The organism is Sphingomonas arenae (assembly GCF_016924655.1).
Lineage (GTDB): Bacteria > Pseudomonadota > Alphaproteobacteria > Sphingomonadales > Sphingomonadaceae > Sphingomicrobium > Sphingomicrobium arenae.
Window position 1 is genome coordinate 408,584 of the sequence record NZ_JAFFJU010000002.1, and the last position, 19,640, is coordinate 428,223.

Consider the following 19,640-nt stretch of genomic DNA (forward strand, 5'->3'; position numbering starts at 1 on the left):
GAAGAGCCTTGGCGAAAGCTCAGGCGGCTTGAACGGCCACCTGTGGCTGGCACTGCTTCACACCGTCGTCCACATAGGCCTCGAACTGCGCGAAATTGTCGCAGAACAGGTCCACCAGCTTTGCTGCCGTCTGGTCATACTCGTCCTTGTCCGACCAGGTGGAGCGCGGGTCGAGAATGGCGGTATCCACGCCCGGAACCGCGACTGGCACCTCAAAGCCGAAGTTCGGATCCTTGCGGAACTCGACCTGGTTCAGGCTGCCGTCCAGAGCCGCATTCAACAGGGCCCGCGTCGCCTTGATCGGCATCCGCTTGCCGACGCCATACTTGCCGCCGGTCCAGCCGGTGTTGACCAGCCAGCAGCGCACTCCGCCCCTGGCGATCCGCTCCTTGAGAAGGTTGCCGTAAACCGACGGATGACGAGGCATGAAAGGCGCACCGAAGCAGGTGGAGAAGGTCGCCTCAGGCTCGGTCACGCCGATCTCCGTGCCCGCGACTTTGGCGGTGTAGCCCGACAGGAAATGGTACATCGCCTGATCCGGGGTCAGTCGCGCGATGGGCGGCAGCACGCCGAACGCATCCGCAGTCAGCATTATGATGTTCTGCGGGACCGGACCCATGTTCGCTTCGGACGAGTTCGGAATGAAATCAATCGGGTAGGCGCCCCGGCTGTTCTCGGCCAGCGAGTTGTCGTCGAGGTCGAGCTCGCGGGTCTCCGGATCGGCGACCACATTCTCCAGAACCGTTCCGAAGCGCTTGGTCGTCGCGTAGATTTCCGGCTCGGCTTCAGCCGACAGGCGGATCATCTTGGCGTAGCAGCCGCCCTCGAAGTTGAAGATCGCCGTGTCCGACCAGCCATGCTCGTCGTCGCCAATCAGGGTCCGGCTCGGGTCCGCAGATAGGGTGGTCTTGCCGGTGCCGGACAGGCCGAAGAACACGGCCGTATCGCCCTTCGGGCCGATGTTGGCCGAGCAGTGCATCGGCATGATGCCCTGCTCCGGCAGGAGGAAATTGAGCAGCGCGAACACGCTCTTCTTCATCTCGCCGCCATACTGGGTCCCGCCGATCAGGATCAGCTTTTTGCTGAAATTGACTGCGATCACCGTCTCCGAGCGGCAGCCGTGCCGCTCCGGATCCGCCTTGAAGCTGGGCAGGTCGATGATGGTGTAGTCGGGCACGAAGCTCGCCAGCTCCGCCGCCTCGGGCCGCACCAGCATCGTGCGGATGAACAGATTGTGCCAGGCCAACTCGTTGATCACACGCACCTTGACCCGGTGCTCAGGCTGCGAGCCGCCGAAGAGATCCTGAACAAAAAGGGTCGACTTCTCGCCAAGGGCGGCAAGAAAATCCGCGTGCAGCCGATCGAACGCACCCGGGTCCATCGGCTTGTTGGACTTGCCCCACCAGACGGCGTCCTCCGTCAGCGCATCACGAACAACGAAGCGATCCTGGGCGCTCCGGCCGGTGTGCGCGCCAGTCTTCACCACGATCGGCCCGTCCTTGGCGAGCACACCTTCGCCGCGGCTGACTGCCTGCTCTACGAGAGGGGCGGTCGTGAGGTTCCAGTAGAGCTCGGCATCCGAGCGGATACCCTGAGCCTCCAAACCAAATGCCGGAACCCGATTCACCACGTCACTGACCCCTTTCGCTCATAGGCAAACGGCGGCGTGGCCCTCTGGTGAGAGCCGCCGCCGCATACGTATGCGGTGAATCGCCTATGACGCGAAAAGGTTGCGTGGTCAAAACGGAGCGCGGCTTGTGTCCCGTTGTGGCGCTGGCTAATCGGTCCTTGCCCAAGGGAGGGGCGCTTGAGCCAGGTAATCGCGCTGGTCGACGACGACCGGAACATCCTCACCAGCGTTTCCATCGCGCTGCAGGCCGAAGGCTTCATCACGCGCGTGTACACGGATGCGGCGACCGGGCTGAAGGCGTTGACGGACAATCCGGCGGACCTCGGCGTGTTCGATATCAAGATGCCGGGCATGGACGGCATGGAACTGCTGCGCCGCCTTCGGGAGAGCGGAGCCCCGGTCAGTGCGATGCCCGTGATTTTCCTAACCTCGAAAGATGACGAGCTGGACGAGGCCCTTGGGCTCGCCATGGGCGCTGACGATTACATCGCCAAGCCGTTCAGCCAGCGCCTGCTGATCGCGCGAATACGAGCAATCCTCCGACGTGCGGACATGGCCAGGGGCACAGGTTCGACGGCTTCCAATGAACCAGAGCCGGCGCTGATCGAACGCGGCCGCCTGGTGATGGACCCTGCTCGTCACAAGGTGACCTGGGACGGCAAGGACGTGACTCTCACCGTCACCGAATTCCTGATCCTGGAAGCACTTGCGCAGCGGCCAGGTGTCGTGAAGTCACGCAACCAGCTGCTGGACATCGCCTATCAGGACGACGTCTACGTCGATGATCGCACCATCGACAGCCACATCAAGCGCGTGCGTCGCAAGTTCCGCAGCGTTGACCCTGAGTTCGACGCCATCGAAACCCTCTACGGCGTCGGCTACCGCTTTGGCGAGGAGTGAGGGCGAGAACGATCTGGCGCTCCGCTGGTCGGGGCGCTGGTCGCTGACGCGCCGCATTCTGGCCGTCAACGTGCTCACGCTCGTGGTCATCGGCTTGTCGATCCTGTTCCTGGACAGCTTCCGCAACCAGCTTCAGGACGAGCGGAAGGATCAGACGCAGATGGAGGCGGAACTCGCCGCCGCCGCTATTCCCACGCTCACTCCCGAAGCCCAGGCAGGGCTGCTAGCGAGTATTGGACAGGCGACGGACAGCCGCTTTCGCATCTATGGCCGGGGTGGCAGGCTCCGGTTCGACAGCTGGCAGGCCAGTGGCCCAACTTACCGCCTCCGCGACCCGGCGGAACAGCCCTGGACGAAGTCCATCGCCAGGTTCCTGGACCGAGCGTTCAACGCCATCGTGGGCGAGCCGACGCCGCCCGACTTCGAAGAGCCCGCGGTGGATCGCCTATCCGCCTGGCCGGAGGCGCAGGAAGCCCAACGTACCCGCCGTGCGGTCACGATGGTTCGCAACGCGCCCGATCTTACGCCGGTGCTGTCGGCAGCGGCTCCGGTTCGCAACGGAGAGGTTGTGCTGGTCACGTCGAACGACCGCAACTTCACGCGCACCGTCCGTAGCGAGCGCCGGAAGTTGGGAGCCGGTCTGCTCGTGGCGACCGTGCTGTCGCTGCTCCTCTCCCTGTTCCTTGCGCGAACGATCGCGCGGCCGCTCCGTCGACTGGCCCTGGCCGCGCACCGGGTCCGGCAAGGCCGCGCAAGGGAGGTCAAGGTGCCTCGCCTGCCCTCGCGCCGCGATGAGATCGGCCTGCTTGCCCGCTCTGTGAGCGATATGAGCCAAGCACTCCGTCAGCGGATCGACAACATCGAAGCCTTCGCGGCCGACGTCACCCATGAACTCAAGAACCCGCTAGCCTCGCTGCGATCAGCTGTCGACGGGCTCGAACGAATTGGTGACCCCACCCTCAAGGCCCGGCTGCTCGAGGTCGTCCGCCAAGACGTACAGCGGCTTGACCGTCTGATCGGTGACATCGGGGAAGCGGCCCGCACGGACGCCGAACTTGCCAGAGCCCGGTTCGAAGCGGTCGACCTCGGCGGTTTGATCGGACAGCTCGTCGGAGGCTGGGAACACCGGCGAACCACTGGCGACGTTCGACTGGCCTTCGCGCGCCCGCGAAAGAACAGCGCGCTGGTGCTCGGAGAACCAAGCCGACTCGCGCGTGCGATCGACAACATCATCGACAATGCCATCAGTTTCTCACCGGCCGGTGGCCTCGTCGAAGTCGCGGTGACCCGCGTGGGCGACGAGGTGCTTATCCGCATCGACGACGAGGGCCCCGGCGTTCCCCCGGGCGTACGTGAAGCGATCTTTAACCGCTTCGTTTCAGTAAGGCCCGAGGGGGGCGAATTCGGTCGCCACTCGGGACTGGGCCTCGCCATCGCCAAGGCGATCGTAAAGGGCCATGACGGGGAGATTGATGTGGCCGACCGTGACGATGCGCCATCGGGCGCCCGCTTCACCATTCGTCTGCCTGCCGCACCGGAGACCCAGCCATGAACCTGCGCCTGTCGAGCGAAACCATGCACGCGAGCTGCGTCGCGATCGACGGCAGGGCCGTTCTGATTGCCGGGCCGTCGGGCGCCGGCAAGTCTGACCTTGCATTACGCCTGATCGACCGAGGCTTCACCCTGGTCAGCGACGATCAGACGATCGTCCGCAAGGAGAACAATCGACTGATCGCGAGCGCGCCCGCCACGATCGCCGGGAAACTGGAAATCAGAGGCATTGGCATCGTGAACATGGACACCGTGAGCGATGTGCCCGTGGCGTTGACCGTGGACCTCACCAGTGAGATCCAGCGTCTTCCCGACGACAGTCGCGAACGAAAGATACTCGGCATCAGTATCCCGCTGATCAGTGTCGATGCGATGACCGCGTCGGCGCCATCGAAGGTGGCTTTGGCCCTTGACCGCTTGGGACTGACGGTCTGATGTCCTCGGCGCGGCGGCAGCCGGCTCGCCTGCCGCGCCTTCTGCTGGTCACCGGCATGTCCGGGGCAGGCAAGTCCACGGTGCTGGATGCGCTGGAGGACATGGGCTGGGATTGTGTCCACAATCTCCCAACGGCCCTGCTCCGCGACTTCGTCCATGGCCAGGGCGGCCGGAAGGCGAACCTCGCCGTCGGCATGGACGCCCGGAGTCGCGGCTTCGACGCCGGAGCTATCCCAGAGCTGCTGCACTCGATCGAAGGGGTTCGGCCAGAGATCCTGTACCTTGATGCGTCCGGCGCCGAGCTGATTCGCCGCTACGACGAGACCCGGCGGCGTCACCCCCTTGCGACCGATCGTCCAGCGGAGGATGGCATCGCCAGGGAGCGGAATCTCACCTCGGCCCTGCGCCTCGCCGCCGATTCCGTCCTGGACACGACCGATCTCAAGCCGTCCGAACTACGGGACGAACTGCGTCGTCGATATGGCGGCGATCGCGACGAGCCGGTGGTCACCATTACAAGCTTCGGCTTTGCCCGCGGGATCAGTCGGACTGCTGACCTTGTCTTTGACCTTCGCTTCGTCCCCAATCCGCATTGGATCGAGAATCTGCGCCCCCTGACGGGACAGGATGCGCCGGTCCAGGCGTTCGTACGCACCCAGGCGGGTTGGAAGGAGACACTGGATCGAATCGAAGAGCTGCTGTGCGACCTGATTCCCCGCTACTGGGCTGGCGGAAAGTCCTATGTCGCCGTGGCTTTCGGCTGTACCGGAGGGAGACATCGGTCCGTCGCCGCTGCGGAAGAGATGGCGTCACGGTTGCGCGCGCGTGGCTTTTCGCCGAATATCAGGCATCGCGATCTCACTCTGAAGCCCAGCGATTCCATCGAGGAACATCCGGTGTTCGAGCCTGGAGCGCGTTAGTGGTTACGACAGGTACAATTGAATGATCGGATTGGTTCTGGTGACACACGGCCGTCTGGCGGCCGAGTTCATCATCGCAATGGAACATGTGGTGGGTCCGCAGGATGCGATTGAAGGCATCTGCATCGGCCCTGACGACGACATGGAAGCGCGGCGGCAGGATATTGCCGACGCCATCGGGCGCGTGGATCGGGGCACCGGGGTCATCATCCTCACCGACCTGTTCGGCGGAACTCCGTCCAACCTCGCCATCAGCTTGATGAAGAGCGGCGACATCGAAGTCATCGCCGGGGTCAACCTGCCGATGCTGATCCGCCTTGAAGGCGCTCGCAAGGTTATGGGCGTTCGCGCGGCCGTTGCAGCGGCCCGTGAGGCCGGACGCAAGTACATCTCGGTCGCATCTGAAATCCTGGGTGAGGCCGCGGCTTGAGCGGGGTCAGTCAGGCCGTTCGGATCGATAATCGGCGTGGCTTGCACGCGCGTGCCAGCGCCAAGTTCGTCAGTCTGGCGAGCACTCTCCCTGCCCAGATCGAGGTTGCCAAGGACGGGAATTGCGTTTGCGGTACGTCGATCATGGGCCTGATGATGCTCGGCGCTGCAATGGGGGACACGATCGAGATCCGGGCCAGCGGCGACGGAGCCGATGATGCACTTCGTCGGCTAGTGAGCCTGGTCGAGGAGCGCTTCGGGGAGGACTAGGCAAGACAAGCGGATTGCCTCGCGGCTCCGCTCCTTCCATGACGACGACGATGCCGCGTCAGATTACCTCTTTCTCGAACGAAACGGTGAAGCGCCTGAGGTCGCTTCGTGAGAAGAAGTCCAGGCGTGAGCAAGGCCTCTTCCTCGCCGAAGGTTTGCGGATCATCGCCGAAGCCCGCGACAGCGGCACGCTTCCCGAGATCATCGCTTTCTCGTCCGTCGGCGGAGTCCACCCGTTGGCAGCGGAGATCATCGAGTCCACCGAAGCACGCGGTGGCGAAGCGATTGAGACCACCCCTGATATCTTGGCGAAGATGAGCGGGAAGGATAACCCGCAGATGTTGCTCGGCGCTTATCGCCAACCCGCTGTTGCCCTGAGCGAAATCGACCGCTCCGCGTCTCCGCTCTGGATGGTTGCACAAGCTCTTCGCGACCCGGGCAACATCGGCACCATCCTGCGGACGGGTGACGCGGTCGGTGCAGGCGGTCTGATCCTGATCGACGACAGCGCCGACCCGTATTCCGTCGAGGCGGTCCGTGCCTCCATGGGAGCGATCTTCACCCAGAAGGTGACCCAGGCGCGCTGGCCCGACTTCCTGACTTGGCTACGCTCAGGGCCCGGCCAACTCGTTGGAACCAGTCTCAAGACCGAACAGGATTATCTCACGGCCGTCTATGAGCAGCCCTGTTTCCTCCTGATCGGCAACGAGCAGGCAGGGTTGCCGGCCGAATATGAGTCCGCGTGTGACCTCCTGGTAAAAATCCCAATGGCCGGGCGAGCCGATAGTCTCAATGCCGCCGTGGCTGCCGCGGTCATGGCCTTTCAGGTCCGAGCAAGCTGGCAACGATAGAGGTACGTGAGTGAAACGAATTGCTCTCCTTGCCCTGCTGCTTCTCGGCGGTTGCGGACAATCCGCCGACCGGCTCACCGATGAAGAGGCGCTGGCCGACGCTCCGGACGTCCCGGTCAATGAGCCAGTCGAGAACGTCGACTATGAATCACCGTCGATCGTGGAGCCCAGCAGCGAGGTCCTCTACCGGGCTGTGGGGAACGAGCCGGGATGGGCGCTGCTCATCCGGCGCGACGGCATGCTCTACCAGGGGCGTTATGGCACCGTGAGGATCAGCGAAGTCACTCCGCCGGGCTTCCGTCCCGAGCCCGGAACCTACCGGTCGGGTCGCCTAACGATCACGATCGCGCCCGGACCTTGCAACGACGGAATGAGTGACAAGGCCTACCGCGACATTGTCACCGTCGTCGCGGCAGGGGAGAGCGCGAAGGGCTGCGGCGGAGGTGAGGTCGACGTTAATCAGATCGATCGATCGGAATGGACGGTCATCGCAATCAACGGTCGCCCGACGGAGGCAGACTCCGGCTATGTACTCAACTTTCGCAATGGTGTGACCTCGGGGCGGTTTGGCTGCAACAATTTCCAGGGCAGTTACAGCAACAACGGCGACCACCTTTTCGTCGAGCAGCTGGTCGCTACGGAGATGGCATGCGGGTCGCCGGCGAGCGAGTTCGAACGCGAGGGTCTGGCGGTCCTTGCAAGCAACATGCGAATGGAGCGGGTCGCGGGCAAGCTGCGCCTGGTCAGCGAGGCTGGCTCCATCGATCTGGCACCCCGCAGGCGGGAGAACGGCGAATGACGCGTCCTTGGCTCTTGATGCTTTCGTGCGCCACCTTGCTCGCGGGATGCGTGACCGCTCCACCTCCTCCGCCGCCACCACCGCCCGGGGATGTGTACGTTGCTCTCGGCACGGAGCCGTTCTGGAGGCTGACCATCAACCAGCAGGAGATGGTCTTCACCGAGGCGAACGCGCCCGGCGTTCAGATCATGCAGCCGACCCCCCGCGTGATCATCGGGATTGCAGGCGAAATCTACGAAACGCCGCGCATCGGGATAAACATTGTGCACGCGCGCTGCAGCGACGGGATGAGCGATCGCGTCTACCCCGACAAGGTGCAGGTCCGGATCGACAATCGCCAGTTCAACGGATGTGGTGGAGAACCAATGGCCCCCACGGCGATCGAGAACACCGGTTGGAGCGTGGTGTCCGTCAACGGAAAACCCGCGCAAGGCGGGGAATCCTACTCCGTGCAGTTCCAGAACGGCCGGCTAAGCGCTCGCTTCGGATGTAACTCCATGGCGGGCAGCTATCATCTGGACGGCCTGACGCTGACCGCAGGCGCTCTGGCCATGACACGAATGGCGTGCCCGGACATGACCATGGAAGCCGATGCCGCCAAGATCCTCTCGCTCCCGGTTCAGCTGAAATGGGACCCTAGTAATCGCCTGACGCTTTCAAACAGCGCTGGCGTCATTGTCTTGAGGCGCAACTACTGACGCCTTACTCCGCGGCGAGCTGAGGTGTGTCCTCTGCGGAGCCATAGCGCGGCAGCGCTTCGACGGGCGGGACATTCTCGATTTCGCGGGCGCCCGGCTCGATGTTGAGGTCGCGGAACTTGCGGGCCGTGACGAGAGATCGGCTCTCGAAGCTCGAAACGAAGCTGTTGTAGTTATTCACTGCGGTGGACAGGCCACTACCAACCTTGCGGAGGTCGCTGGCAGCCTTGGCGAGGCGATCGTACAACTCCTTGCCGAGTTCCCCGATCTGCCGTGCTTCCTTGGCTAGCTTCTCCTGCCGCCAGACGGCGGCGACGGTGCGTGCAATTGCAATGAGATTGGTCGGGGTGGCGAGGAGCACCCTCTTGTCGAACGCGAAATCCCACAAGGACGAGTCCTGCTCCAGCGCCGCGGAGAGGAAGTGCTCTCCGGGGATGAACATCACGACGTAATCGGGCGCGTCGGCGAACTGAGACCAGTAAGCCTTGGCACCCAGCGCATTCACGTGCGCCCGGATGGCTGCGGCATGCGCAGTCAGGTGAACGGACCGCTCGCTCTCCTCGGTGCAGCCGAACGCGTCCTGGTAAGCGTTCAGGGACACCTTGGCGTCGATCACCAGGCTTTGCCCGCCCGGAACCCTCACCACGACGTCGGGGCGGAGACGAGCGCCCTCGTCATTGGCGACGCTCACCTCTGTCGCGAAGTCGCAATGCTCACTCAAGCCACAGGTCTCGAGCACGTTGCGGAGCTGCTGCTCGCCCCACCGGCCCCTCGCCTTGGGCGCGTTACGAAGAGCGTTGACCAGTTTCGCGGCCTCCTGGGACACGCGCTCGGTGCCGCTTCGCATGGCTTCGATCTGCCCGGTCAGAAGACCGAATTCCTTGCGGCGATCCTCCTCCGCCTTGCCCACGACTTCTTCGTATCGCTTCAAGCGTTCGTGGACCGGCTGGAGGAGCGCCTTCAGGTTCTGACCGCTGCTCTCCTCCGATTGACGGAACCGCTGATCGGCGCGCTCTAGGAACTGCTTTTGCGCCTGCTCGAGCAGCTTGTTTCCGACCTCGGCGAACTGAGCGGCGAGCGCTTCCTTCGCCTCTCTGAACTCCGCCATCCGCGCCTCGAAGTTGCGAGCGTCAGCCTCGAGCGAGGCTTTCTCCTGCCGGGCCGCGTCGCGCTCCTCCGTCACCAGTCGGAGCATCTCCTCCGTCTGCGGAAGGCGCCGAGCCTGCTCTGAGGCAACGGCGAGATCCCGCTCCACGGCCCCGCACCGTTCGCGCAAGCCTTCCGCCTCGGACTTCAGCGCCTCTGCCGCAGCCTTGTGCGGCGCGGAGGTGCGCATCCCAAGTGCGACACCGACGGCCAAGCCGGCCACCAGCGACAGCACCAGCCCGACCACGATCATCAGCGCGTCCATCGCACACCCCCATACGCCCTAGAACAGAATAGGAACTCTATCCTCCCATGTCGGCTTGCTCAAGCGGAACCTTGCGACCAGTGTGGCGCTTCGCTTCGGAGGAGAACAGCATGTCCATTCGCAAGATGATGTCCCTGCATCCGAATGCCCGCGAGCATGTGAACCAGCCGCTGGGCGATGCGGTGCACCACCTGATGTATTGCGCCAAGATGTGCCTCTCGTGCGCGGACGCGTGCATGGCGGAGCGTGGGCACGACATGACGCAGTGCATCCGGCTGTGCCTCGACTGCTCTGACATTTGCGAGGCGACCGCCCGGCTCGGCTTGCGGAAGACGGGGGACGACACGGGCATGCTAGTAGAGCTGCTCGAGCTGTGCGCGCGCATGTGCGATGCATGCGCCAGTGAGTGCGAGCGGCACGATCATGAGCATTGCAAGCTGTGCGCCCAGATCTGCCGGGAGTGCGCCGCGGATTGCCGCCGCGCGGCGGAAACCTTCGCCTAGAGAACAGCCGCCTTTTCGCGATCCCGGCGGGACTTCACCACCTTGCGAACGATCATGTCGCGCTTCAGGCGAGACAGATAATCAATGAACAGCACGCCGTTCAGATGGTCTACTTCGTGCTGGAGGCAGACGGACATGAGCCCGTCGAACTCGCCTTCCTGGCTCTTGCCGTGCTGGTCGAGCCACTTCAGGCGGATGACGTCCGGTCGCTCGATTTCGGCATATTGCTCAGGAATGGAAAGGCAGCCCTCGTTGTAGACCTTCCGAGCGTCGGAGCGATGGACGATTTCGGGGTTGATGAAGACGTGGGGGCGCTTGACTGGCGGCCCCTCTTCCTCACCTTCGGCGACGGGTTCGGGATCCTGCAGGTCGATCACGACCAGGCGGCGCGGAACCGCGACCTGCACCGCGGCGAGGCCAATGCCTGGCGCTTCGTACATGGTGTCGAACATGTCCGCGATCAGGCGCTGGAGGTCGGCATCGATGCGCTCCACCGGCGCAGACTGGCTGCGGAGGATCGCGTCAGGCACTTCGATGATCGGGAGCAGGGACATGGGATCGCCTTAGTCCGTCGGTCGCGCGGCTATCAAGGTGAGCCGGCGGCGAATGTTCACAATGTTCACGGTCGTGCAGCGTCGAATGCCGTTTCCGCGACCTGCCTGAAGCTGCTCACATGAGAAAGATCGATGGCCAGCCTCGCAGGCGAAATCCTATTGTTCAAGCGACGGGACGCCGCGCCCTCAGCGCCTGTGCCAGCGTGCCCTCGTCAAGGTAGTCGAGTTCGCCTCCCACGGGCAGGCCGTGCGCCAGCTGCGTCAGCCGCACAGGGAACTTCTCCAGCCGCTCCGCGAGGTAATGCGCGGTCGTCTGGCCTTCGAGAGTAGCGTTCATGGCGAGCACCACCTCGTCGATGCCCCCGGCCGCGACACGTTGAATGAGACTTTCGACATGCAAATTTTCCGGCCGAACGCCTTCCAATGCGGACAATCGGCCGCCGAGCACATGATATTTGCCCGGAAACAGCCGCGAACGATCGAGCGCCCAGAGGTCAGAGACTTCCTCGACCACGCACAGGCTGCGCTCGTCGCGTCGCGGGTCACGGCAGATGGCGCAAGGGTCGGAGGTGTCGACATTGCCGCAGGTAGAGCAGGTCGACAGGCGCTCCGACACGGTCTGAAGCGCTGACAGCAACGGCTGCAACGCGGCCTCGCGGCGCTTCATCAGGTGCAGCACGGCGCGGCGCGCGGAGCGCGGCCCGAGTCCGGGCAAGCGGGCGAGCGCCCCGGCCAGTGCTTCGATTTCCTGGGATGCCATGGGGTTCAGATAGGAATTTCCCGGCTTCTAGGCCATAGGGCCCGCCATGCGGGTCATCTTCATGGGATCACCGGCCTTTGCCGTCCCGACACTCGACGCACTGGTGGAAGCGGGCCACGACATCGCCGCTGTCTACTGCCAGCCGCCGCGGCCGGCGAACCGGGGCAAGAAGCTGCAACCGACTCCCGTGCAGACGCGCGCGGAGGAGTTGGGCCTTGAGGTGCGCACCCCTGCCCGCCTGCGCGACGAGGAGGAGCAGCAAGGGTTCGCGGCGCTGCAGGCGGATGTGGCAGTGGTCGCCGCTTATGGCCTGATTCTTCCGCAGCCGATCCTGGACGCGCCGCGCATGGGCTGCGTGAACGTCCACGCATCGCTGTTGCCACGATGGCGCGGCGCGGCGCCGATCCATCGTGCGATCCTGGCGGGGGACGCGGTGACAGGGCTCACCATCATGCAGATGGAGGCCGGGCTAGACACCGGACCCATGCTGCTGACCGGCGAGGTGCCGATCAACGGCAAAAACGCCGCGGAGCTGACCGACGAGCTGGCCCGGTTGGGGGCGGAGCTGATGGTCCGTTATCTCCAAGAGCCGGAGCGCTACGTCCCCGTGCAGCAGCCCGAGCAGGGCGTGACCTATGCTGCCAAGATCGACAAGGCCGAGGCTCGGATCGACTGGCACCGAAGCGCGGCGGAAATCGAGCGTCAGGTACGCGCCTTCGCGTCGGCGCCGGGCGCCTGGTTCGAGGTCGCGGGTGAGCGAATCAAGCTGCTTAGAGCTGAGGAGATGGATGCCCGCCTTCGCGGGCATGACGGAGAGGTCTTGGATGACGGGCTGCTCATTGCGTGCGGCGAAGGCGCGCTCCAAGCGACGTTGGTGCAGCGCGCGGGACGCGGGCCGATGAGCCCGGATGAGCTGTTGCGTGGCTTCCCCATCCCGAAAGGCACCGTGCTGGCGTGACCCGGTGGAAGCTGATCCTGGAGTGGGATGGCGGGCCCTTCATGGGCTGGCAGCGGCAGGACCATGGCCCGTCGGTGCAGGCGGCGCTCGAGCGGGCTGCGCAAGCCATGACCGGTGAGGCGGTCACTGCCCATGCCGCCGGCCGCACCGACGCCGGAGTGCATGCGCTCGGCATGGCGACGCACATCGACCTGGCCAGGGAGATGACGCCTCATCGGCTACGCGAGGGCTTGAACGCGCTGATGCGGCCCGATCCGGTGGCGGTGCTCAGTGCGGAGCCCGCCCCGAATGACTGGCATGCCCGCTTCTCCTGTGTAGGGCGGCGCTACCTGTACCGGATCGCCAACCGACGGCCGCCGCTGACGCTGGAGCGCGGGCGAGCGTGGCGCATCCCCCTGCCGCTTGACGTTCGCGCGATGGAAGAAGCGGCCGCCATGCTGGTTGGGAAGCACGATTTCACGACGTTCCGCTCGGTCCATTGCCAGTCCGAGAGTCCGGTGAAGACGCTTGATCGGCTGGAAGTCCAGCAGCACGGTGAAGAGGTCCACATCCATGCCGCCGCACGGAGCTTTCTGCATCACCAGGTCCGATCCATGGTGGGATGCCTGGCCCTGGTCGGACAGGGGCAATGGGGTCCAGAGCAGATGCGGACCGCGCTTGAGGCGCGGGATCGGGCGGCGCTGGGGCTGAATGCGCCGGCGCAGGGGTTGTACTTCGTGGAGGCGGTTTATCCCACTGGTGGGGAAGAGCGCTCGTCCTGAGCGGAGGACCGCAGGTCCGTAGTCGAAGGCCGTTAGTCGAGAAGAGCGCCCTTCGACTTCGCTGCGCCACGCTCAGGACGAGCGGAGTTGTACGGCCCTACTCCGCCGCGATGGCCTCATACTCCTGCGCGGCAAGGTACTTTTCCGCATCGAGCGCCGCCATGCAGCCTGTGCCTGCAGCCGTCACGGCCTGGCGATAAACCTTGTCCATGACGTCTCCGCACGCGAAAACGCCGGGGACGCTGGTCCGCGTCGAGCCGGTCTCCACCTCGATATAGCCCTCGCTGTCGAGCTTGAGCTTGCCCTGGAATAGCTCGGTCGCGGGCTTGTGACCGATCGCCACGAAGGCGCCGTCCACGTCTATGTCCTGCGTCGTGCCGGTGAGGCGGTCCTTCAGGCGCAGGCCGGTCAGCGCTTCGGGCTGCCCACCGGAGAGGAACTCCTCGACCTCGTGGTTCCAGATGACCTTGATATGCGGGTTGGCGAACAGCCGGTCCTGCAGGATCTTCTCGGCGCGCAGGCTGTCGCGCCGGTGGATGAGGGTGACGTCCTGGCTGTGATTGGTGAGGTACAGCGCCTCTTCCACCGCCGTATTCCCGCCGCCGATCACCGCAACTTTCTTGCCCCGGTAGAAGAAGCCGTCGCAGGTCGCGCAGGCGCTGGCCCCCTTGCCCTTCATATGCTCTTCGGAGGGGAGGCCGAGCCACTTGGCCTGTGCGCCCGTGGCGATCACCAGAGTGTCGGCGAGGTAAACCGTGCCACCGTCGCCCAGAAGCCGGATTGGCCGCCGCGAGAAATCGACCTCGCTGATGTGGTCCCAGACCATGCGGGTGCCGACATGCTCGGCCTGCGCCTGCATCTCCTCCATCAGCCAGGGGCCCTGGATGACGTCGCGGAAGCCGGGATAGTTTTCGACATCCGTGGTCGTGGTCAGCTGGCCGCCGGGCTGGATGCCCTGGATGACGATCGGCTGGAGCCCTGCGCGCGCGGCATAGATGGCGGCGGTGAGGCCGGCGGGCCCGGAGCCGAGAACTGCCAGACGAGTGTGGATGGTGTCGGTCATCATGGGGACTTAGTATCCGTTAGCTGGAGCGACAATGTCTGCGCTCGTCCTGAGCGGAGCAACGCGAAGTCGAAGGGCGCTCGCCGTCACCAACGCCCTTCGACTTCGCGCTGGCGCACTAAGCTCAGGACGAGCGAACACCCTGTCAGACAAGCCTCGACTGCTTCACCGCCGCCGAGATGAAGCTGGCGAACAGCGGGTGCGGCTCGAACGGCCGGCTCTTCAGCTCGGGGTGGAACTGGACGCCGATAAACCAGGGGTGGTCGGGGCGCTCCACGATCTCGGGCAGTCGGCCGTCCGGCGAGAGGCCAGAGAAGACCAGCCCACCCTGCTCCAGCGGCTCGCGATAGTGGGCGTTGACCTCGTAGCGATGGCGGTGGCGTTCGCTGATGTTGGTCGAGCCATAGATGGCCGCGACATGGCTGTTGCCGCCAAGGACGGCGTCATAGGCGCCCAGCCGCATCGTGCCGCCGAGATCGCCGCCGGCCGCCCGCTCCTGCAGGCCTTCCTTGCTCATCCACTCGGTGATGAGGCCGACGACGGGCTCCGACGTTTCCCCGAACTCCGTGGTGGACGCATCGGCGATGCCCGCGGTGTTCCGGGCGCCCTCGATGCAGGCCATCTGCATGCCGAGGCAGATGCCGAAGAACGGCACCTTGCGCTCCCGGGCGAACTTCACCGAGGCGATCTTCCCCTCCGAGCCGCGCTCACCGAAGCCACCGGGCACGAGCACGGCATGCATGGGCTCGAGTTCCGCGGCGAGGTTCGCATCGCCCTGCTCGAACAGCTCCGCGTCGAGCCACTTGATATTGACCTTGACCCGGTTCGCTATCCCGCCGTGGACCAGCGCTTCCCGCAGCGACTTGTAGGCGTCCGGCAGGCCGACATACTTGCCGACGACACCGATCGTGACCTCCCCTTCCGGGTTGTCGAGGCGGTCCATGATCTCCTCCCAGCGGGAGAGATCGGGAGCCGGAGCATCGGTGATGCCGAAGGCGCGCAGGACTTCGTCGTCCAGGCCCTCGCGGTGGTACTGAAGCGGCACATCGTAGATGGAGCGCGCGTCCAGGGCCTCGATCACCGCCGACTTGGGCACGTTGCAGAATTGGGCGATCTTGGCCTTGTCGCTGTCCGGGATCGGCATTTCCGCACGGCAGAGCAGGACGTCAGGCTGGACGCCGAGGCTCGAAATCTCACGCACCGAGTGCTGCGTCGGCTTGGTCTTGAGCTCGCCCGCCGCCTTGATCCAGGGGACGAGGGTCGTGTGGACGCTGACCGTCTGGCCGCGGCCGAGGTCGTTGCGCAGCTGGCGAAGCGCCTCGATGAAGGGCAGGCTCTCGATGTCGCCGACCGTTCCGCCGATCTCGCAGATCACGAAATCGAGGCCGTCCGTCTCCGCGAGGGCGAACTCCTTGATAGCGTTGGTGACGTGCGGGACCACCTGCACCGTCGCGCCGAGGTAATCGCCGCGCCGCTCCTTGGCGATGATGTCGCGGTAGATGCGACCGGTCGTGATGTTGTCCGACTGCCGCGCCGAGACGCCGGTGAAGCGCTCGTAGTGGCCGAGGTCGAGGTCCGTCTCCGCCCCGTCGTCGGTCACATAGACTTCGCCATGCTGATAGGGGCTCATCGTGCCCGGGTCGACGTTCAGATAGGGGTCGAACTTGCGGATGCGGACGGCATAGCCGCGCGCCTGCAGCAACGCCGCAAGCGATGCCGAAAGGAGACCTTTACCGAGCGAGGAGACCACGCCGCCGGTGACGAAAACGAACCGCGCCATGGGAGTCGGGCCTTAAGTCGTGCGCGCAAGAACAGGCAAGCGGAATCCGCTCGCGGCGAAAAAAGCTGGCCAGCTGTGGCTTACTGGGCGAGCGGAACGGCGCCGTTGTCGGCCGGCGCAGCAGGCTGCTGCGCGCCCGGAGCGGCGTTGTTCGGGGGAGCCGTGTTCGGCCCTGCCGGAGGAGCTGAGAGCGGATTACCGCCCTGCTCCAGCGGGCTGAGCGGCGCTGCCGGAGCGGTCTGGTTCACAAGGCTGGTATCGACCCGCTGCGTGTCGCCCCGCGTGCCGGCCACCGCGGCCAGCACGATGCAGAGCACCACGAAGATCCCCCCGAGGATGGAAGTCGCGCGCGTCAGGAAGTCCGCTGCACCACGCGCGGTCATCAACCCGGCCGAGCTGCCGCCAACGCCGAGACCGCCGCCTTCCGAGCGCTGCATCAGGATGACGGCGCAAAGGGCGAAGGCGACCACGGCTTCGAGGATCAGCAGGAAGGTGAACAGCATGGGGGTCTTTCGGGATCGGAGTTGGCGCGCACTTAGCGTCGGCGGGCCCGCAGTTCAATCACCTGCTCAGGTCGCTGCGGCCTCGACGATGGGCAGGAAGTCACTTGCCTTGAGGCTTGCTCCGCCCACCAGCGCGCCGTCCACGTCGTCGATGGCGAAGATCTCGGAGGCATTCGAAGGCTTCACGGACCCGCCATAGAGGATGCGGACGGACTGGCCCTCCGCCCCGTAAGCGGCAATCAACCGCTCCCGCAAAGCCGAGTGCATCTCCGCGATCTCTGCGGTCGACGGAATCTTGCCGGTGCCGATGGCCCAGATCGGCTCGTAGGCCACGGAGAAGTTCGATCCCGCCGCTCCTTCACGAGGAAGGGATGCGTCGAGTTGCCGGGAGACCACCTCGACCGCGCGGCCGGCACTCCGGTCGGCATCGCTTTCGCCCACGCAGAGGATGACGGAGAGGCCGGAGCGAAGACCGGATTCGGCCTTGGCGCGGACATGCTCGTCCTCTTCGCGGTGCGCATCGCGGCGCTCGGAATGACCGACGATCACTAGGCTCGCGCCGGCATCGTGCAGCATGGCCGCGCAGATATCGCCGGTGTGGGCACCCTTTTCCTGGTGGTGCAGGTCCTGGCCGCCGATCGGAAAGCCGGGAACGGCGTCCGATGCACGATGGATCAGCGTCGCGGGCACGCATAGCGCGACGTCGACCCTGCCCTTCAGGCGCTCCGCGGCGTCGGCGATCGCCCGAATCTCATCCAGGTCGGCGGACGTGCCGTGCATTTTCCAGTTGCCAGCCACGAGCTTGCGCCGAGTCATTCGATTCTCCCCTTGTTCAGCCAAGGGCGCCTAGCAAGCGGACTGCCTTGATGGGAAGGCAACGCGCCCCTAAAGCGCGCCATACCATTTCCAGCGAGATCGTCGCCGCATGCTTTCCTCATTCCGCAAGCTGTCCAAATCCAAGGCAGGACCGATCTTCGCGGTGACCTTCCTGCTCCTGATCCTCGCGAGCTTCGCGCTGGCGGACATCAGCAACTTTCGGCAGGGCGGCGGCCTGTCCAGCGGGACATTGGCCCGCGTGGGCGGGGTGAGCCTTACGGAAGCCGAGGTGCAGGACGTCATCGACCGCCAGGTGCAGCAACTCCGGCAGACGAACCCCAACGCCACGCGCGCCGACATCGCGGGTGAGTTCGACGCCATCGTCAACGCGCTGCTGCAGGAGCGGACCCTCCGCGCTTATGCCGAGAAGCACGGTTTCCAGGTGTCGAAGCGACTGGTCGACGCGGAAATCGCGAAGATCCCTGCGGCGCGAGGCCTGGACGGTCGATTCAGCGAGCAGGCGTACCAGCAGTTCCTGCAACAGCAGCGGCTGACGGACCAGCAGATCCGCAACGAGATCACCACTCTTCTTCTCCAGCGCTTGATGCTGACGCCAGTCGCGGCGAACGCGCGGATCCCGCTGGGCGTGGCACGGCCCTACGCGTCCATGCTGCTCGAGGGACGTGAGGGCGAGGTTGCCCTGGTGCCGACCCGCGCCTTTGCCGGCGGGCCCGCCCCGACTGAAGCAGAGCTGCAGCGTTTCTACCAGCAGAACCAGGCCCGCTACACGGTGCCGGAGCAGCGTCAGCTGCGGATCGCCAGGATCGGTCCGGAGCAGCTCGGCAATGTGGCTCCGACGGAGCAGGAAATCGCGGCTTATTACAATGCCAACCGCGCGACCTATGGCGGTACCGAGCAGCGGGTGATCAGCCGTGCCGTGGTCCCCGACCGAGCTGCGGCGGAGCAGATCGCTGCTCGCGCCAAGGCCGGTGGAACCTTCGCGGCGGCGGCAGCGCCGGCGGGCTTCAGCGCGGCGGACGTGTCGGTCGGTCCCCAGACACGGGAGCAGCTGACGCAACTCGCCGGGGCGCAGGTCGCCGCTCAGGTCTTCGGTGCCGCCTCGGGTACGGTGATCGGCCCTGTGCAGTCGGACCTTGGATGGAATGTCGTCAAGGTCGAAGCGATCAACCAGTCGGCCGGCCGAACCTTGGCCCAAGCCCGGGCGGAGATCGCCGAGCGGCTGGCCGCCGAGAAGCGCAAGAACGGCCTTGCGGACCTCGTCGCCAAGGTGGAGGACGGGATCGCCGACGGCCAGAGCTTCAGCGAGGTCGCGCAGGCCAACCGCCTGCCGATGCTGGAAACGCCGCCCCTGACTGCTGGTGGGATCGCGCCGTCCAATCCCGCTTTCCGTCTCCCGGCCGAGTTCGCGCAAATGCCGAAGTTCGCCTTCGAAATCGATCCTGACGACGATCCGGTCGTTGAGCCGCTGCCGAACGAAGGCGGCTATGCACTCCTCGCGGTCGGTGAAACCCGTGCGGCGGCGCCTGCGGCTTTCGCCTCGATCCGTGACCGGATTGCGGCCGACTTCATCGCCAAGCGCGCGTCCGACGGTGCTCGGGCCGCTGCCAATGCGGTGACGACTGCGCTCAACAAGGGGGCGAGCTTTGCCGACGCGCTGAAGCAGGCCGGCCGGCCCCTGCCCGCACCGGAGCCCCTGCGCGTGCGCCGCCTCCAGCTGCAGCAGTTCCAGGGCCAGGTCCCGCCTCCGTTGCAGATGCTGTTCAGCCTTTCGGCCGGGAAATCGCGGGTTGTCGCCGCGCCGGAGGGCCAAGGCTATTTCATCGTCAAGTTGAACCGGATCGTTCCGGGCGATGCGTCCACCCAGCCGGCGCTGGTTGCCCGGGTCCAGTCGGACTTCAACGAGACGGGCTCCCGCGAGCTTGCCCAGCAGTTCATCAATGCGGCGCAGGCGGAGCTCGGGGTCAAGCGGGACGAAGCCGCGATCGCTGCGGCGAAGAAGCGGCTTACGACCGCCCAGTAAGGGCGAC

21 protein-coding genes are annotated in these 19,640 nt (G+C 65.2%); 13 read left to right on the forward strand and 8 right to left on the reverse strand.

The genetic code is table 11. From position 1 onward, the window contains the following. Positions 1-19 precede the first annotated feature (19 nt). On the reverse strand, positions 20-1,630 hold the full coding sequence (locus JT720_RS08095; protein WP_205480676.1) for a phosphoenolpyruvate carboxykinase: 1,611 nt from the start codon (positions 1,628-1,630) through the stop codon (positions 20-22). Between the two features lie 177 nt (positions 1,631-1,807). On the opposite strand from JT720_RS08095, the gene JT720_RS08100 reads away from it, so the two are divergent. Genes JT720_RS08100 through JT720_RS14150 form a run of 9 tightly spaced genes read left to right on the forward strand, consistent with a single transcriptional unit; the run spans position 1,808 to position 8,483 of the window. Then, positions 1,808-2,530 carry a response regulator transcription factor gene (locus JT720_RS08100; protein ID WP_205480677.1) on the forward strand — a complete coding sequence of 241 codons (723 nt, stop codon included), beginning with the start codon at positions 1,808-1,810 and terminating at the stop codon, positions 2,528-2,530. Then, the gene (locus JT720_RS08105) at positions 2,517-4,082 is read left to right on the forward strand and encodes a sensor histidine kinase (protein ID WP_237219833.1); all 1,566 of its coding nucleotides are present in this window, start codon (positions 2,517-2,519) and stop codon (positions 4,080-4,082) included. Before JT720_RS08100 ends, JT720_RS08105 begins: the two co-directional genes overlap by 14 nt. Continuing rightward, positions 4,079-4,516 carry an HPr kinase/phosphorylase gene (locus JT720_RS08110; protein WP_205480680.1) on the forward strand — a complete coding sequence of 146 codons (438 nt, stop codon included), beginning with the start codon at positions 4,079-4,081 and terminating at the stop codon, positions 4,514-4,516. The genes JT720_RS08105 and JT720_RS08110 overlap by 4 nt, the downstream gene beginning before the upstream one ends. Then, entirely contained in the window at positions 4,516-5,436 is a 921-nt protein-coding gene (rapZ, locus tag JT720_RS08115) for an RNase adapter RapZ (protein ID WP_205480681.1), read from the forward strand. Before JT720_RS08110 ends, rapZ begins: the two co-directional genes overlap by 1 nt. Before the next feature lie 22 nt (positions 5,437-5,458). Continuing rightward, positions 5,459-5,866 (forward strand): PTS sugar transporter subunit IIA, encoded by a 408-nt coding sequence (locus JT720_RS08120; protein WP_205480683.1) that lies wholly within the window; start codon positions 5,459-5,461, stop codon positions 5,864-5,866. Beyond that, positions 5,863-6,135 carry an HPr family phosphocarrier protein gene (locus JT720_RS08125; protein ID WP_205480684.1) on the forward strand — a complete coding sequence of 91 codons (273 nt, stop codon included), beginning with the start codon at positions 5,863-5,865 and terminating at the stop codon, positions 6,133-6,135. The genes JT720_RS08120 and JT720_RS08125 overlap by 4 nt, the downstream gene beginning before the upstream one ends. A gap of 50 nt (positions 6,136-6,185) precedes the next feature. Further along, complete coding sequence (locus JT720_RS08130; protein WP_205480686.1) at positions 6,186-6,986, forward strand: TrmH family RNA methyltransferase; 801 nt, start codon at positions 6,186-6,188, stop codon at positions 6,984-6,986. 10 nt (positions 6,987-6,996) lie between these two features. Beyond that, positions 6,997-7,785, forward strand: a complete 789-nt coding sequence (locus JT720_RS14145) for an META domain-containing protein (RefSeq protein WP_205480687.1) — start codon at positions 6,997-6,999, stop codon at positions 7,783-7,785. Between the two features lie 50 nt (positions 7,786-7,835). After that, positions 7,836-8,483, forward strand: a complete 648-nt coding sequence (locus tag JT720_RS14150; protein WP_205480689.1) for an META domain-containing protein — start codon at positions 7,836-7,838, stop codon at positions 8,481-8,483. A 4-nt stretch (positions 8,484-8,487) separates the two neighbouring features. Here the strand turns inward: JT720_RS14150 and JT720_RS08145 are convergent, their stop codons facing one another. Next, on the reverse strand, positions 8,488-9,894 hold the full coding sequence (locus tag JT720_RS08145; RefSeq protein WP_205480690.1) for a DNA recombination protein RmuC: 1,407 nt from the start codon (positions 9,892-9,894) through the stop codon (positions 8,488-8,490). Positions 9,895-10,004: 110 nt separating this feature from the next. Between JT720_RS08145 and JT720_RS08150 the strand changes: the two genes are divergently transcribed. Continuing rightward, positions 10,005-10,397, forward strand: a complete 393-nt coding sequence (locus JT720_RS08150; RefSeq protein ID WP_205480692.1) for a four-helix bundle copper-binding protein — start codon at positions 10,005-10,007, stop codon at positions 10,395-10,397. On the opposite strand, the gene def is transcribed toward JT720_RS08150, so the two are convergent. Next, entirely contained in the window at positions 10,394-10,951 is a 558-nt protein-coding gene (gene def, locus JT720_RS08155) for a peptide deformylase (RefSeq protein ID WP_205480694.1), read from the reverse strand. The genes JT720_RS08150 and def overlap by 4 nt on opposite strands. Before the next feature lie 163 nt (positions 10,952-11,114). Next, on the reverse strand, positions 11,115-11,711 hold the full coding sequence (recR, locus tag JT720_RS08160) for a recombination mediator RecR (RefSeq protein ID WP_205480695.1): 597 nt from the start codon (positions 11,709-11,711) through the stop codon (positions 11,115-11,117). A gap of 46 nt (positions 11,712-11,757) precedes the next feature. Between recR and fmt the strand changes: the two genes are divergently transcribed. Both fmt and truA read left to right on the forward strand, forming a co-directional pair. Beyond that, positions 11,758-12,669 (forward strand): methionyl-tRNA formyltransferase, encoded by a 912-nt coding sequence (gene fmt, locus JT720_RS08165; protein WP_205480697.1) that lies wholly within the window; start codon positions 11,758-11,760, stop codon positions 12,667-12,669. Next, a complete protein-coding gene (truA, locus tag JT720_RS08170) occupies positions 12,666-13,430 on the forward strand; it encodes a tRNA pseudouridine(38-40) synthase TruA (protein WP_205480699.1) in 765 nt (254 codons plus the stop codon). Before fmt ends, truA begins: the two co-directional genes overlap by 4 nt. A gap of 97 nt (positions 13,431-13,527) precedes the next feature. Here the strand turns inward: truA and trxB are convergent, their stop codons facing one another. From trxB to tpiA, 4 genes are all read right to left on the reverse strand, one after another. Then, positions 13,528-14,493 (reverse strand): thioredoxin-disulfide reductase, encoded by a 966-nt coding sequence (trxB, locus tag JT720_RS08175; RefSeq protein ID WP_205480700.1) that lies wholly within the window; start codon positions 14,491-14,493, stop codon positions 13,528-13,530. A 145-nt stretch (positions 14,494-14,638) separates the two neighbouring features. Beyond that, positions 14,639-16,273 (reverse strand): CTP synthase, encoded by a 1,635-nt coding sequence (locus JT720_RS08180; RefSeq protein WP_205480701.1) that lies wholly within the window; start codon positions 16,271-16,273, stop codon positions 14,639-14,641. Between the two features lie 80 nt (positions 16,274-16,353). After that, complete coding sequence (secG, locus tag JT720_RS08185; RefSeq protein ID WP_205480702.1) at positions 16,354-16,776, reverse strand: preprotein translocase subunit SecG; 423 nt, start codon at positions 16,774-16,776, stop codon at positions 16,354-16,356. Between the two features lie 66 nt (positions 16,777-16,842). Further along, positions 16,843-17,592 carry a triose-phosphate isomerase gene (tpiA, locus tag JT720_RS08190; RefSeq protein ID WP_205480703.1) on the reverse strand — a complete coding sequence of 250 codons (750 nt, stop codon included), beginning with the start codon at positions 17,590-17,592 and terminating at the stop codon, positions 16,843-16,845. A gap of 109 nt (positions 17,593-17,701) precedes the next feature. Between tpiA and JT720_RS08195 the strand changes: the two genes are divergently transcribed. Next, positions 17,702-19,633 carry a peptidylprolyl isomerase gene (locus tag JT720_RS08195; RefSeq protein ID WP_205480704.1) on the forward strand — a complete coding sequence of 644 codons (1,932 nt, stop codon included), beginning with the start codon at positions 17,702-17,704 and terminating at the stop codon, positions 19,631-19,633. Positions 19,634-19,640: the final 7 nt, after the last annotated feature.

What these genes read in the sequence shown, in the direction of transcription:
- JT720_RS08110 (WP_205480680.1), top strand. Translation starts at nt 4,079, where the DNA reads ATGAACCTGCGCCTGTCGAGCGAAACCATGCACGCGAGCTGCGTCGCG.
- rapZ (WP_205480681.1), top strand. Translation starts at nt 4,516, where the DNA reads ATGTCCTCGGCGCGGCGGCAGCCGGCTCGCCTGCCGCGCCTTCTGCTG.
- JT720_RS08120 (WP_205480683.1), top strand. Translation starts at nt 5,459, where the DNA reads ATGATCGGATTGGTTCTGGTGACACACGGCCGTCTGGCGGCCGAGTTC.
- JT720_RS08130 (WP_205480686.1), top strand. Translation starts at nt 6,186, where the DNA reads ATGCCGCGTCAGATTACCTCTTTCTCGAACGAAACGGTGAAGCGCCTG.
- JT720_RS08145 (WP_205480690.1), bottom strand. Translation starts at nt 9,894, where the DNA reads ATGGACGCGCTGATGATCGTGGTCGGGCTGGTGCTGTCGCTGGTGGCC.
- JT720_RS08150 (WP_205480692.1), top strand. Translation starts at nt 10,005, where the DNA reads ATGTCCATTCGCAAGATGATGTCCCTGCATCCGAATGCCCGCGAGCAT.
- def (WP_205480694.1), bottom strand. Translation starts at nt 10,951, where the DNA reads ATGTCCCTGCTCCCGATCATCGAAGTGCCTGACGCGATCCTCCGCAGC.
- recR (WP_205480695.1), bottom strand. Translation starts at nt 11,711, where the DNA reads ATGGCATCCCAGGAAATCGAAGCACTGGCCGGGGCGCTCGCCCGCTTG.
- fmt (WP_205480697.1), top strand. Translation starts at nt 11,758, where the DNA reads ATGCGGGTCATCTTCATGGGATCACCGGCCTTTGCCGTCCCGACACTC.
- trxB (WP_205480700.1), bottom strand. Translation starts at nt 14,493, where the DNA reads ATGACCGACACCATCCACACTCGTCTGGCAGTTCTCGGCTCCGGGCCC.
- JT720_RS08180 (WP_205480701.1), bottom strand. Translation starts at nt 16,273, where the DNA reads ATGGCGCGGTTCGTTTTCGTCACCGGCGGCGTGGTCTCCTCGCTCGGT.
- secG (WP_205480702.1), bottom strand. Translation starts at nt 16,776, where the DNA reads ATGCTGTTCACCTTCCTGCTGATCCTCGAAGCCGTGGTCGCCTTCGCC.
- tpiA (WP_205480703.1), bottom strand. Translation starts at nt 17,592, where the DNA reads ATGACTCGGCGCAAGCTCGTGGCTGGCAACTGGAAAATGCACGGCACG.
- JT720_RS08195 (WP_205480704.1), top strand. Translation starts at nt 17,702, where the DNA reads ATGCTTTCCTCATTCCGCAAGCTGTCCAAATCCAAGGCAGGACCGATC.